Origin of the sequence: Acidaminococcus sp. HCP3S3_H5 (assembly GCF_052122235.1) — a bacterium.
In the GTDB taxonomy this organism is placed as follows: domain Bacteria; phylum Bacillota; class Negativicutes; order Acidaminococcales; family Acidaminococcaceae; genus Acidaminococcus.
Window position 1 is genome coordinate 231727 of the sequence record NZ_JBQKCS010000004.1, and the last position, 13951, is coordinate 245677.

General features: G+C 56.9%; 11 protein-coding genes. All 11 read left to right on the forward strand.

The genetic code is table 11. From position 1 onward, the window contains the following. Nucleotides 1-13 precede the first annotated feature (13 nt). The 11 genes from uvrB (at nucleotide 14) to scfB (ending at nucleotide 13673) form a co-directional block, all read left to right on the forward strand. Nucleotides 14-2008: an excinuclease ABC subunit UvrB gene (gene uvrB / locus ACTQY5_RS06800; RefSeq protein WP_302157261.1), complete on the forward strand. Its 1995-nt coding sequence runs from the start codon at nucleotides 14-16 to the stop codon at nucleotides 2006-2008. Further along, nucleotides 2001-4820, forward strand: a complete 2820-nt coding sequence (uvrA, locus tag ACTQY5_RS06805; RefSeq protein WP_154487771.1) for an excinuclease ABC subunit UvrA — start codon at nucleotides 2001-2003, stop codon at nucleotides 4818-4820. Before uvrB ends, uvrA begins: the two co-directional genes overlap by 8 nt. Beyond that, a complete protein-coding gene (uvrC, locus tag ACTQY5_RS06810; protein ID WP_441368978.1) occupies nucleotides 4817-6679 on the forward strand; it encodes an excinuclease ABC subunit UvrC in 1863 nt (620 codons plus the stop codon). The genes uvrA and uvrC overlap by 4 nt, the downstream gene beginning before the upstream one ends. Before the next feature lie 120 nt (nucleotides 6680-6799). Beyond that, complete coding sequence (gene rd / locus ACTQY5_RS06815; protein ID WP_012937911.1) at nucleotides 6800-6961, forward strand: rubredoxin; 162 nt, start codon at nucleotides 6800-6802, stop codon at nucleotides 6959-6961. 69 nt (nucleotides 6962-7030) lie between these two features. Further along, complete coding sequence (locus ACTQY5_RS06820; protein WP_154487773.1) at nucleotides 7031-7840, forward strand: Cof-type HAD-IIB family hydrolase; 810 nt, start codon at nucleotides 7031-7033, stop codon at nucleotides 7838-7840. 76 nt (nucleotides 7841-7916) lie between these two features. Then, on the forward strand, nucleotides 7917-8783 hold the full coding sequence (rapZ, locus tag ACTQY5_RS06825; RefSeq protein WP_022488118.1) for an RNase adapter RapZ: 867 nt from the start codon (nucleotides 7917-7919) through the stop codon (nucleotides 8781-8783). A 10-nt stretch (nucleotides 8784-8793) separates the two neighbouring features. Next, complete coding sequence (locus tag ACTQY5_RS06830) at nucleotides 8794-10167, forward strand: gluconeogenesis factor YvcK family protein (RefSeq protein WP_022488117.1); 1374 nt, start codon at nucleotides 8794-8796, stop codon at nucleotides 10165-10167. 2 nt (nucleotides 10168-10169) lie between these two features. Further along, entirely contained in the window at nucleotides 10170-11099 is a 930-nt protein-coding gene (gene whiA, locus ACTQY5_RS06835; RefSeq protein ID WP_022488116.1) for a DNA-binding protein WhiA, read from the forward strand. Then, nucleotides 11096-11947 carry a polysaccharide deacetylase family protein gene (locus tag ACTQY5_RS06840; protein ID WP_154487775.1) on the forward strand — a complete coding sequence of 284 codons (852 nt, stop codon included), beginning with the start codon at nucleotides 11096-11098 and terminating at the stop codon, nucleotides 11945-11947. The genes whiA and ACTQY5_RS06840 overlap by 4 nt, the downstream gene beginning before the upstream one ends. Before the next feature lie 87 nt (nucleotides 11948-12034). Continuing rightward, on the forward strand, nucleotides 12035-12178 hold the full coding sequence (gene scfA, locus ACTQY5_RS06845; RefSeq protein WP_071142269.1) for a six-cysteine ranthipeptide SCIFF: 144 nt from the start codon (nucleotides 12035-12037) through the stop codon (nucleotides 12176-12178). Nucleotides 12179-12263: 85 nt separating this feature from the next. Further along, nucleotides 12264-13673: a thioether cross-link-forming SCIFF peptide maturase gene (gene scfB, locus ACTQY5_RS06850; RefSeq protein WP_441368979.1), complete on the forward strand. Its 1410-nt coding sequence runs from the start codon at nucleotides 12264-12266 to the stop codon at nucleotides 13671-13673. The last annotated feature ends 278 nt before the right edge of the window (nucleotides 13674-13951 follow it).

Consider the following 13951-nt stretch of genomic DNA (forward strand, 5'->3'; position numbering starts at 1 on the left):
AGGAGAAACCATTATGCCATTTGAAATCCATGCTCCTTTTGCTCCGGCAGGAGACCAGCCGGAAGCCATAGAGGCCCTGGCCAGAGGGGTGGAGGACGGGCTCCATACCCAGGTGCTGCTGGGGGCCACCGGCACCGGGAAAACCTACACCATTGCCCAGGTGATCCAGAAGGTCCAGAAACCCACCCTGGTGATCGCCCACAACAAGACCCTGGCGGCCCAGCTGTGCAGCGAATTCAAGGAATTCTTCCCCAACAATGCGGTGGAATACTTTGTGTCCTATTACGATTACTACCAGCCGGAAGCCTATATCCCGGCCACGGATACCTATATTGAAAAAGATTCTTCCATGAACGATGAAATCGACAAGCTGCGGCACTCGGCCACTTCCGCCCTGATGGAACGGCGGGACGTGATCGTAGTGGCGTCGGTGTCCTGCATCTATGGCCTGGGCGGCCCCAAAGACTACTACGACAGTGTCCTGTCTCTGCGGGTGGGCCAGACGGTGGAACGGGATGCCATCCTGGAGAAACTGGTGAAGATCCGCTATGAACGGAATGACCTGTCCCTGGAGCGGGGCAAGTTCCGGGTCCGGGGAGATGTGATCGAAGTGGTCCCGGCCAGTTACGGAGAAAAGGCCATCCGCATCGAACTGTTCGGGGACGAAGTGGACAGCCTGGAGGAAATCGACGTGCTCACCGGCCAGGTGGTGGACAAACGGACCCATGTGGCCATCTTCCCGGCCAGCCATTATGTAACCAGCGATGAAAACCTGGAACGGGCCCGGAAAGACATCCGCCGGGAACTGAATGAACGGCTGAAGGTGCTGAAGGGGGAAAACAAGCTCCTGGAAGCCCAGCGGCTGGAACAGCGGACCAATTACGACCTGGAGATGATGCAGGAGCTGGGGTACTGCAGCGGCATCGAAAACTATTCCCGGCACCTTACGGGACGGAAGCCTGGAGAGCCGCCTTTTACCCTGGTGAACTACTTCCCCAAGGATTTCCTTACGGTAATCGACGAAAGCCATGTGACCCTGCCCCAGCTCCGGGCCATGTACGCCGGGGACCGGGCACGGAAGGAACAGCTGGTAAAGTACGGGTTCCGGCTGCCTTCCGCCATTGACAACCGGCCGCTCACCTTTGACGAATTCCAGGCCCAGCGGGGGCAGATCATCTATGTATCTGCCACTCCCGGGCCTTACGAAATGGAAACCACCGACCAGGTGGTGGAACAGATCATCCGGCCCACCGGGCTTTTGGACCCCCAGATCGAAGTGCGGCCCATCAAGGGACAGATCGACGACCTGCTGGGGGAAATCCACAAGGTCACCGGCCAGAAGGAACGGGTGCTGGTAACCACCCTGACCAAAAAAATGGCGGAAGACCTGACGGAATATCTTACCACCGCCGGGGTCCGGGTCCGGTACCTCCATTCGGACATTGCCACCATCGAACGGGCGGAAATCATCCATGACCTGCGGGCCGGGAAGTTCGACGTGCTGGTGGGCATCAACCTGCTCCGGGAAGGGCTGGACATGCCGGAAGTGAGCCTGGTGGCCATCCTGGATGCGGACAAGGAAGGATTCCTCCGCAGCGACACCGCCATGATCCAGACCATCGGCCGGGCAGCCCGGAATGCCCACGGCCGGGTGATCATGTACGCGGACACCATTACCGGATCCATGGAGCGGGCCATCAGCGAAACCGCCCGGCGACGGGAAAAACAGGAGGCCTTCAACAAGGCCCACGGGATTGTACCCAAGACCATCCAGAAAAAAGTGGTGGAACTGATCAAACTCACCAAGGTGGAAGAGGACGATACCGCCGCCAAGGGATATACGGCCAAAACCGTGAAGAAACTGAAGCCTCGGGAACTGGACAAACAGATCCGGGCCATGGAAAAGAAAATGAAGGAAGCGGCCAAACAGCTGGACTTTGAACTGGCTGCGGAATACCGGGACCAGCTGATCCTGCTGAAAGGAGAGCAAAGAAAAGCTCATGAATGAAGACGCCATTGTGATCCAGGGTGCGCGGCAGCACAACCTGAAAAATATCTCCCTGAAGATCCCCCGAAACAAGCTGGTGGTGATCACCGGACTGTCCGGAAGCGGAAAATCCTCCCTGGCCTTTGACACCATCTATGCGGAAGGCCAGCGCCGGTATGTGGAAAGCCTGTCCGCCTACGCCCGGCAGTTCCTGGGACAGATGGACAAACCGGATGTGGACTATATCGGAGGGCTGTCCCCGGCCATTTCCATCGACCAGAAGACCACCAGCCGGAACCCCCGGTCCACCGTGGGGACGGTGACGGAGATCTACGACTATCTCCGGCTGCTGTTTGCCCGGATCGGGATCCCCCACTGTCCCAAATGCGGGAAGGTGATCGAACGGCAGTCCCCCCAGCAGATCGCCGACAAGGTGCTGGAACTGCCGGAAGGGACCAAGTTCATGATCCTGGCCCCGGTGGTGTGGGGACGGAAAGGGGAACACAAAAACATCCTGGAAACCGTCCGCCGGGCCGGCTATGTGCGGGTGAAGGTGGATGACCACATTTATACCCTGGATGAGGAGATCCAGCTGGACAAAAAGAAAAAGCATTATATTTCCGTAGTGGTGGACCGGCTGATGGCCCGTCCCAGCCTGGGGAGCCGGCTCACCGATTCCCTGGAGACAGCCCTGAAGCTGGGGGAAGGCACCGTGGCCATCGAAGAAATCGGGGGAGAGACCCATGTGTACAGCGAAAAGTTCGCCTGTGCGGAATGCGGCATCAGCCTGCCGGAAATCGAACCCCGGCTGTTTTCCTTCAATGCCCCCTACGGGGCCTGCCCGGATTGTATGGGCCTGGGCCAGCACATGGAATTCGACCCGGATCTGATCATCCCGGACAAGACGAAGCCTTTTGACCAGGGGGCCATTGCGGCAGTAAGCTCCAATGTGAAGTCCTATTTCCTGTGTCAATTGGCAGCCGTATTGAAAAGCCGGGGCTTCTCCCTCCAGAACTGCTGGAAGGATCTGCCGAAAAAATTCCAGCAGCAGCTGTTGGAAGGGATCCCGGACGAAATCTTCACCTTCTCCTATCAGAATCTCATGGGGGAAATCAACGAACACAATACCCCTTTTGAAGGGATCATTCCGGTGCTGAAACGGCGGCTGAAGGACGCCATGAGCGAAAGCCAGCGGCTGGATTACGAATCCTTCATGACCGCCATCGAATGTTCCACCTGCCACGGGGCCCGGCTCCGTCCGGAAGTCCTGGGGATCACTGTGGATGGGAAGAATATCCAGCAGGTGTGCCAGCTGCCGGTACGGGAATGTCTGGATTTCTTCAACCATCTCCAGCTTTCGGACCGGGATGCCTTTATCGCCAAACAGATCCTGAAGGAAATCCGGGCCCGGCTCAGCTTCCTGAACAATGTGGGGCTGGATTACCTGACCTTGGACCGGGCGGCGGCTACTCTGTCCGGGGGAGAAGCCCAGCGGATCCGTCTGGCCACCCAGATCGGCTCCGGACTGGTGGGGGTGCTGTACATCCTGGATGAACCCAGCATCGGCCTCCACCAGCGGGACAATGACAAACTGCTGGAAACCCTGAAGAACCTCCGGGACATGGGGAACACCCTGATTGTGGTGGAACATGACGAAGACACCATGCGGGCGGCAGACCAGATCATCGATATCGGGCCCGGGGCCGGGGAAAACGGAGGCTATGTGGTGGCCCAGGGCACGGCAGAAGAAATCAGCCAGGTGCCGGAATCGGTCACCGGCCAGTACCTCAGCGGCCGGAAGAAAATCCCTGTGCCGGCCCAGCGCCGGAAGGGCAGCGGGAAGACGCTGACCATCAAGGGAGCCCGGGCCAACAACCTGAAGAACATCGATGTGTCCATTCCCCTGGGAACGCTGACAGTGGTTACCGGGGTCAGCGGCAGCGGCAAAAGTACCCTGATCAACGATATCCTGTACAAGGCCCTGGCCAAGAAGCTGATGGGGGCCCGGGAACGGCCTCTGGCCCACGACCGGATCACCGGGATCCAGCATATCGACAAGGTGATCAACATCGACCAGAGCCCCATTGGCCGGACTCCCCGGTCCAACCCGGCCACCTACACCGGCACCTTCGACCTGATCCGGACCCTGTTCAGCACCACCAACGACGCCAAGCTCCGGGGCTACAAGCCCGGCCGGTTCAGCTTCAACGTGAAGGGCGGCCGGTGCGAAGCCTGCCACGGGGACGGGATGCTGAAAATCGAGATGAACTTCCTGCCCGATGTGTACGTGCCCTGCGAAGTGTGCAAAGGCACCCGGTACAACCGGGATACTCTGGAAGTCCGGTACAAGGGAAAGAACATTGCGGAAGTCCTGGACATGACCGTCAGCGAGGCCTGCCAGTACTTCAGCAACCAGCAGCGGATCCTCCGGAAGCTCCAGGTGCTGGAAGACGTGGGCCTGGGCTACATCCGGCTGGGCCAGGCGGCCACCACTCTCTCCGGCGGGGAAGCCCAGCGGGTGAAACTGGCCACGGAACTGGCCAAGGTGAACACCGGCCGGACCCTGTATATTTTGGATGAACCCACCACCGGGCTCCACATGGCGGATGTGCACAAGCTGCTGGAAGTGCTCCAGCGGCTGGTGGATGCCGGGAGCACCGTAGTGGTCATCGAACACAACCTGGATGTGATCAAAAGTGCTGACTGGCTTATCGACCTGGGGCCGGAAGGGGGCGACCGGGGCGGTACGGTAATTGCCACCGGGACTCCGGAACAGGTGGCGGAAGTGCCGGAATCCTACACCGGCCAGTATGTAAAGAAGGTCCTGGAATGAACGATGCCATCAAAGAGACCCTGGCGGTGCTCCCCAACGCCCCGGGAGTCTACATCATGCACGACGCCTCCGGAAAGGTGATCTATGTGGGTAAGGCGGTGATCCTGAAAAACCGGGTGCGCAGCTACTTCCGCCCGGCCAGCCAGGTGTCCCCCAAGGTCCGGGCCATCAACGCCCATGTGGCCTCCATCGAGACCATTGTCACCGCCAGCGAGATGGAAGCCCTGATCCTGGAATGCAACCTGATCAAAAAGTACCGGCCCCGGTACAACATCGACCTGAAGGATGACAAGACCTATCCCTATCTGAAGATCACCGTAGGGGAGGCCTATCCCCGTATGGTGCTCACCCGCCGGGTGCAGAAGGACGGGGCCCGGTACTATGGTCCCTTTGCAGATGCGGGAGCCCTCCGGGACACCATGAAGCTGATCCGGACCATGTTTCCCCTCCGGCACTGCCGAAACCTGAATGCCAAACGGCCCTGCCTCCAGTACCATCTCCACCGGTGCCTGGCTCCCTGTACCGGGAAGGTGCCTGTCAGCGAATACAAGCAGATGGTGGATGCAGTGCTGCTGCTGCTGGACGGGAAGGTGTCCCAGCTGGAAAAGGATCTGACCGCAAAAATGCAGCAGGCTTCGGACAATCTGGAATTTGAGGCGGCGGCCCGGTACCGGGATTCCCTGCTGAGCCTCCGGAAGCTGGCGGAAAAACAGAAAGCCACCACGGAAAGCGGGGACCGGGATGTGGTGGGGCTGGCCATGGATGACAGCGGGGTCTGTGTCCAGGTGTTCTTTATCCGCAGCGGCAAGATCCTGGGCCGTGACAGCTTCTTCCTGGACCAGGAAATCGGGGAACCGGGAGGAGAAGTGCTGGCAGATTTCCTGAAGCAGTACTACCATGAAAACCACCGGCCGCCCCGGGAGATCCTGGTGAGCGAAGATCTGGCAGACAGCGACCGGACCCTGCTGTCCCAGTGGCTCAGTGGTCTGTGCGAAAAGCCGGTGAACCTGCTGGTGCCCCAGCGGGGCCTGAAGCACGACCTGGTGCTCATGGCGGTGAACAATGCCCGGAAGAATCTGGAAGAGCGGCTCCGCCGGGGCCATGCCTTTGGAGGGACGGACCTGGATGCGGCGGAACAGCTCCAGAAGGCCCTGGGACTGGAGAAGCCCCTGGAACGGATGGACTGTTTCGATATTTCCCACAACCAGGGCCGGGAGACGGTAGCTTCCATGGTGGTGTTCCGGAACGGTGCCCCCAGCAAGAAGGATTACCGGAGGTACAAGCTCCGGTCCACAGAAGGGAAGCCGGACGACTTCAAATCCATGGAAGAAGTGGTGTATCGGCGGTACAGAGACCTGGAAGATCTGCCCAGCCTGATTATCATCGATGGGGGCAAGGGACAGCTGAGTTCCGCCTGTGCCGTGATCCGGGGCCTGGGAATCACCCCGGAGGAGGTGCCCGTCATCGGTTTGGCCAAGCGGGAAGAAGAAATCTTCAAAGAGGGGGCCCACACCAGTATCCTGCTGGACAAAATGTCTCCGGCCCTCCACCTGATCCAGCACATCCGGGATGAGGCCCACCGGTTCGCCATCACCTACCACCGGAAACGGCTGGGGAAACGGAACCTGGTGTCCGTCCTGGACCATCTGGAAGGGCTGGGGCCCAAACGACGGTCCGCTCTGTGGAAACGGTTCGGTTCCCTGGATGCTATGCGCCAGGCTTCTGTGGAAGATCTGGCGGCAGTGGATTCCATGACCCGGCCGGTGGCGGAACGGGTCCATGCTTTTCTCCAGGGCAGCCTGCTGGAAAAAACGGCCCTGCTGGAACAGGGGCAGGAGAGCCTGAAAAAGGGAAAATAAAAATAAGTTATTAGCCAATAATTTTTCTTAAAAATTTCTTTAAAACCTATTGCCACAGGAAAGAACCTTTGGTATAATCGAGGGCGAAGAAAACAAATAATCCTGAGGGGGATACGAACAATGAAAAAATACGTTTGTGACGTTTGCGGTTATGTATATGATGAAGCTGCCGGTGATCCGGAACACAACATTGCTCCCGGCACCAAATTCGAAGACCTGCCGGAAGATTGGGTCTGCCCCATCTGCGGCGTAGGCAAAGACCAGTTCTCCGAAGAAGCCTAAAAAGCCAGAAAGGCTGTCGCATTCCAGCGGCAGCCTTTTTTTGTTGGGAAAACGAGAAGGAGGAAACCCATGTCCCTGAAAATGATTGCCATGGATCTGGATGGCACTCTGCTGGATGAAGAAAAGAACATTGCCCCGGAAGATGCGGCGGCGGTAAAAGACGCGGTAGCTGCCGGCTATTTCGTGACCCTGGCCACGGGACGGATGTACCGGTCGGCCCTGCCCTATGCCCGGGAACTGGGCATTACCCGTCCTCTGGTGGTCTACAACGGGGCTCTGATCCGGGATCCCCGGACCGGAGAGACCCTGGGAGCCTGGCCCCTGCCTCTGGAAGTGGCCCAGCCTCTTCTGGATGACTGCCTGGGCCGGGGAATCTATATCCAGGCCTATGTGGATGACCATCTGTGGGTGCCTCGGGACTGTAAGGAAGCCCGGTTCTATTCCCATTTTTCCCGGGTGCCCTATGAAGTGAAAACGGAAGAAATCCATCACCTGTCCCAGGCTCCCCACAAACTGCTGGTGATTTCTGACCAGGTGAAGACCCTGCGGCCGGAACTGGAAGAGAAATATGCCGGGAAGATCAAAATCGTCAGCTCTTCCAAAGGATTCCTGGAAGTCACTGCTCCCGCCACCAACAAATGGCATGCCCTCCAGGCTCTGGCGGCCCGGGAAGGGATCAAAGGAGAGGAAATCCTCTGTGTGGGGGATTCGGACAATGATCTGGACATGATCACCCACGCCGGCCTGGGAGTGGCCATGGGGAACGCCAGCGATCCGGTGCGCCAGGCGGCCCGGGTGGTGACGGCTCCCAATACCCGGAACGGGGTGGCCCGGATCCTTCGGACGGTGATGACTGAACAGGTGGAGGTACCGGTATAAAGAACCGGGGAAGACTTTACACGGACTTTTTTTCCATTGTATAATAAAAACATTGAAAACTTTGCAGGGGGTGTGGATGGAAATGGCGAGAACGTTGCTGATAACCGGGATGTCCGGTGCGGGGAAGACGCAGGTAATGCGGACCCTGGAAGATCTGGGCTATTTTTGCGTGGACAATCTTCCCCCTACTTTTATTCCCAAATTCATTGAACTGTGCCTCCAGAACAAGAACGGAGGGGCCCAGCTGGCACTGGTGGTGGATATCCGGGGAGGGAAATTTTTCAAGGATCTGAACCAGGTCCTGGACCAGCTGAACCAGAGCAGCGTGCCTTATGAACTGGTCTTCCTGGATGCGGATGATGCCACCCTGATCCGGCGGTACAAGGAAACCCGCCGGCGCCATCCTCTGGCAGGGCGCAACGGACTGAGTGCTGACATTGCCCGGGAACGGGATATCCTCAGCCAGATCCGCCAGCGGGCCACCACCATCATCGATACGTCCAAGACCAGCACCAAGGAACTGCGCAGTAAAATCGTCCAGCTTTTCGGCAAGGGAGGGGAACTGCCTCCCATGAACATCGTGGTCCAGTCCTTCGGATTCAAATACGGCATTCCTCTGGACTGCGACATGGTCTTTGATGTGCGGTTCCTGCCCAATCCCTTCTATATTCCGGAGCTGAAGAATCTCTGCGGCAACGACCAGCCGGTGATGGATTACATCCAGGAAAAACCGGTGACCGGGGATTTTGAGGAGAAGCTGTTCGGGCTGATCCAGTTCCTGCTGCCCCAGTATGTCCAGGAAGGGAAGAGCCAGCTGATGATCGGCGTGGGCTGCACAGGGGGACGGCACCGGAGTGTGTTCATAGCCAACGCCCTGGGCCGGTTCATTGAAAAATGCGGCTATGGGGTGCAGGTCATCCATCGGGATTTAATAAAGAAATAGGTGAATGCGTATGAAATGGATTAAGTGGTTGTACCCGGGGCTGAACCTGAAGCGCTGGCTGTTCCTTTTTGCGCTGGGCGCGGTGCTGGCCTGTGTGGGAGTCACTTTAATCTTCAACTATCAGTTCGTGGGGCTGTTGGAAGCCTTGGTACTGAAGTTCATCAATTCTGTGGGAGGCGAATACTACCAGTCCACCATTACGGCCCTGGGGGCTTTCAATGTAGGCCTGGGCATCCTCTTTATGCTTCTGGGGGCCACCCATGTGGTGAAGACCATCATCAATGCAGTGATGCCGGGGGAAAAGGAATCCCTCCGGGAACTGATTTTTACCCAGCAGAAGCTGGACAAGGGCCCCAGCGTGGTGGTCATCGGCGGGGGCACCGGGCTGTCCGTGCTGCTCCGGGGTATCAAACTGATCACCAACAACTGTACGGCGGTAGTGACCACGGCCGACGACGGGGGATCATCCGGCCGGCTGCGGAAGGAACTGGGGATCCTGCCTCCCGGTGATATGCGGAACTGCCTGGTGGCGTTGTCTGATACGGAACCGCTGATGGAAAAAGTCATGCAGTACCGGTTCAAAAGCAGCGCCCTCAGCGGCCACAATCTGGGGAACCTGTTCATCGCCGCCATGAGCGATGTGGAAGGCGGGGACATGGAAAAAGGCATTGCCGCTACCTGTGAGATCCTGAAAGTGCGGGGCCATGTATGGCCCAACACCACGGACAACATCCAGCTGAAGGCAAAGATGGACGACGGCAGTACCGTGGTGGGGGAAAGCTCCATTACCGCTTCTCCCCACAAAATCGTCCGGCTGATGACGGAACCGGAAAATCCCCGGGCCTCCCAGCGGGCGGTGGATGCCATCATGAAGGCGGATGCCATCATCCTGGGGCCCGGCAGTCTGTACACCAGCGTCCTGGCCAGCCTTATCGTCCCCGGGATCCGGGATGCGGTGATCCGGTCCAAGGCCGTGAAAATCTACGTGTGCAATGTGATGACCCAGCCTGGGGAAACCGACGGCTACGGGGCCTATGAGCATGTCCAGGCCCTGATCAGGCACATGGGCTGCCAGTGCCTGGATTATGTTGTGGTCAACGAGCAGAAGGCCTCTCCGGAGATTTTGGCCAAGTACGAAAAAGAAGGGGCCATGCCGGTGTCTCCCGATGTGGAGAAAATCGAAAAGCTGGGCATCGACTGTGTGCCTGCCAAGCTGCTGAATGACAGCGACCTGGTCCGGCACAATCCTTTGAAGCTGGCCAAGACCATCATCGCCCTGATCTACCGGCTGAAGCTGTTCGGCAAGGGAATCCGGTTTTTCGACTACTTCTTTGCCCGGCAGACCATGCAGGAACTGCGGAAAAATGCCAAAAAGGAGAACTGACCATGTCTTTTTCCCATGATGTGAAAAACGAAATTGCACGGTCAGAAGGAGAAAACCACGACTGTGAACAAGCGGAGCTGTTCGGGCTGCTGCGGATCAGCGGGGCAGTTTCCCTCAGCGGCCGGAAGGTGGGCATCCACTTCACCACGGAAAACGCCGCCCTGGCCCGGCGGGTGCTCCGGCTGCTGAAAAACAATTTTCCGGTCCAGACGGAAGTGATCGTTACCCGGAGCCGACGGCTGAAGAAAAACAACCGGTATCAGGTCCATGTGATCCCTTCTGACGAAGCAAGGACGGCTCTCAGCCGGCTCCATCTCCTGTCCCCTCTGGAAGAGGCAGGCAGCGCCCTGCTGAAAAAGGAAGGAGAGAAGCGGGCCTTCCTTCGGGGGGTATTCCTGGCCGGGGGATCGGTGAACAAGCCCATCAGCGACTATCATCTGGAACTGATCTGTGACAGCCTGGAAATGGGCCAGTTCATCCAGAAAATCATGAAGGGCTTCAGCCTGCCTGCCCGGATCGTGGACCGGAAGAATTCCTACATCGTGTATCTGAAGGAAGGCAATGCCATTGCCGGGTTCCTATCCCTGATCGGGGCCAGCAATTCCTACCTGGAATTTGAAAATGTCCGGGTCCTGAAGGATATGCGGAACAAGGTGAACCGGCAGGTGAACTGCGAAACTGCCAACCTGAACAAGGTAGTCCAGGCGGCGGTGCGGCAGCTGAACGCCATCCGGGTCATTGAAGAAACGGTGGGGCTGAGCACCCTGCCGGAACCTCTCCAGGAGGCGGCCCGTCTCCGGAAGGATCACCAGGATCTGTCCGTGGGGGAACTGGCGGCCCTGACGGAAGACAATGTGGGCAAATCCGGATTCAATCACCGGTTGAAGAAATTGGAACAGATTGCAGAGAAATTGAAGGATGGGGAGCAATGAAGAAACTGATTATTTTTTTGGCCATTGTAGCGGCTTTGTGCGGCCTGGGATACGGGGGATATGTTTATGTGAAGCAGGATTTTCCCCGGTTCTGTGAAGAGACCGTGCCGATTTTTGCCTACCACCGGGTGGAACCGGGCCATGACGACCCGTATACCATGCCTCCGGAACAGTTTGACGAACAGATGAAATATCTGAAGGAACAGGGCTGGAAGACCATGACCCTGGCGGAATACGTGAAGGGCCGGAAGGAAGGACGGAAGTTCCACAAGGAATGTGTGCTGATCTTTGATGACGGGTATCTGGACAACCTGACTTACGCTGCCCCTATCCTGAAAAAATACGGCTTTGTGGGGAACATGTACATGGCCGTGAAGTATGAAGGCTGGCCCGGATATCTGGACTGGCACCAGGAACATGAACTGCTGAAATACGGGTGGGCCCTGGGGTCCCATACCTTCAACCACAAGCCTCTCCAGTCCATGACACCGGAACAGATCGACTATGAACTGACCAGCTCCATGGAACACATGCGGGGCATCTACAATCCCCCGGAAGGACTCACCTTCTCTTATCCCAACGGGTCCGCCAGCGATGCCATTGCAGCCCAGGTGAAAAAAGCCGGGTACATTGCCGGGGTGGACGGCCGTGTGGGGGTGAATACGGACAAGACCGATCTGATGCGGCTGCACCGGGTGAACGTGTTCCAGAACAAACCGGAGAACCTGGGATGCTTCCAATATGATTTGAAACGGGCTCAGATCCAGAGCTATATTGATCAGACAGGGGTGAATACAGACTGGATCATCCACAAGTATTATGAACTGAAGGCGAAATTCCATCTGTAAGAAAGATAGAAACGGTTGAAAGACTTGCGTTCTTTCAGAAAAACAGATACAATGAATTATAAACATGAAGATAGGGAGGAATCGATGATGGCAAAGAGAATCAAGACTGTGAATAAAGAAATGCTGAAGAAAACCCTGAGAACCGGCGGCTGCGGCGAATGCCCGGCATCCTGCCAGTCTGCCTGCAAAACTTCCTGCACGGTAGGCAACCAGGTTTGCGAAAAAGCATAATTCCATTATGCGCGGAAGCTCCCTGCATGCGCAGGGAGCTATTTTCTTGTACCAAACAAGCAATATAAGAAGGGCGGATAGAAACTTGCTGATCCATAGAATGCATCTGGACGACAATTATGTGGTCCTTGACGTGAACAGCGGCGCCGTGCATATCATCGACGCCATGATTTATGACCTGCTGGGCTTTTACGACGGCACCAATCCGGAAGAAACCAAAGCCCATTTTGCCGGCAAATACCCGGCGGAAGACGTGGCCGAAGCCCTGGAGGAACTCCAGGACCTGCAGAAGGCCGGTCTGCTGTTTTCTCCGGATTTCCCGGTGCCGGATACCTTTTCTGATGAACCGGTGCTGAAATCTCTGTGCCTCCATGTGGCCCACGACTGCAACCTGCGCTGCGGCTACTGCTTTGCAGACACCGGAGACTTTGGGGGCCACCGGGCTCTCATGAGCAAGGAAGTGGCCCGGAAGGCCATTGAATTTGCCATTGCCGGCAGCAAACAGCGGCACAACCTGGAACTGGACCTGTTCGGCGGGGAACCTCTGATGAACATGCCTGTGGTGAAATACATTGTGGACTATGTGCGCCAGCGGGAACAGGAAACCGGGAAGAACATCAAACTGACCCTGACCACCAACGGCACCCTGCTTACCGATGAGATCGTCAAGTATCTCAACGACAACCGGGTGATGCTGGTCCTGTCCCTGGACGGCAGCAAAAAGACCCATGATCACATGCGGCCTTATCCCGGCCATGTGGGGTCCTATGATGCGGCGGTGAAGGGCTTCAAAAAAGTCATCGAATCCCGCCATGGGAAGAACTACTATCTGCGGGGGACCTATACCCATTACAACACCCATTTCTGCGATGACGTGCTGGCTATGCTGGATGTGGGATCTGAGATTTCCATGGAACCGGTAGTGGGCACCACGGAACCCTGGGTGCTGACAGAAGAAGACTGGTCTACCCTGGACAAAGAATACGAAAAACTGGCCCGGGCCTATCTGGAAAAGAAGCGGGCAGGAGTGCCTTTTGACTTCTTCCATTTCAACGTGGCTCTGGACAACGGGCCCTGTGTGGCCAAACGGCTGGCAGGCTGCGGGGCCGGTCATGAATATTTTGCCATTACTCCGGAAGGGGACATTTACCCCTGCCACCAGTTCGTGGGACGGGAAAAATACAAAATGGGTACCCTGGATACAGGCATCGTGAAGAAGGATATGGTCCAGTACTTCCGTCACATGCATGTGATGAAGAAGGAAGACTGCCGGACCTGCTGGGCCCGGTTCTTCTGCAGCGGCGGCTGCCATGCCAATGCGGATCTGGTCAACGGGACCATTGAAAAGCCCTATGCTTATGGGTGCAAGATCCAGAAGAAACGGCTGGAAATGGCCATTATCGTCCAGGCTCTCCTGACGGAAGATGTGAAAGAAGGCGGTGCAGACTACCGGCCTGTAATCGACAACTTCAAATTCCAGGTGGAGAAAAAGTAACTGGATTGTCAGCGGTCAGCTGTCAATGGTCAGCGGCCGATGGAAGGGATTGGCAGAGTATATCCTGCCAATCCCTTTTCACTTTTTTTAGAAATCCTGTTGACAAAAATATAATCCCATGATATTATAATCAAGTCGCCGATGAGCGACGAGGTTGGAACCCTGAAAACTGAATATTGTTGACAGATGTGCGGGTCAAGTCACTTTTAGTGATGAGATCGAGTCACCTGGATGACAACCAGGTTAAAAAATCAAAGCTAGTTTTTCGAGAGCCATGA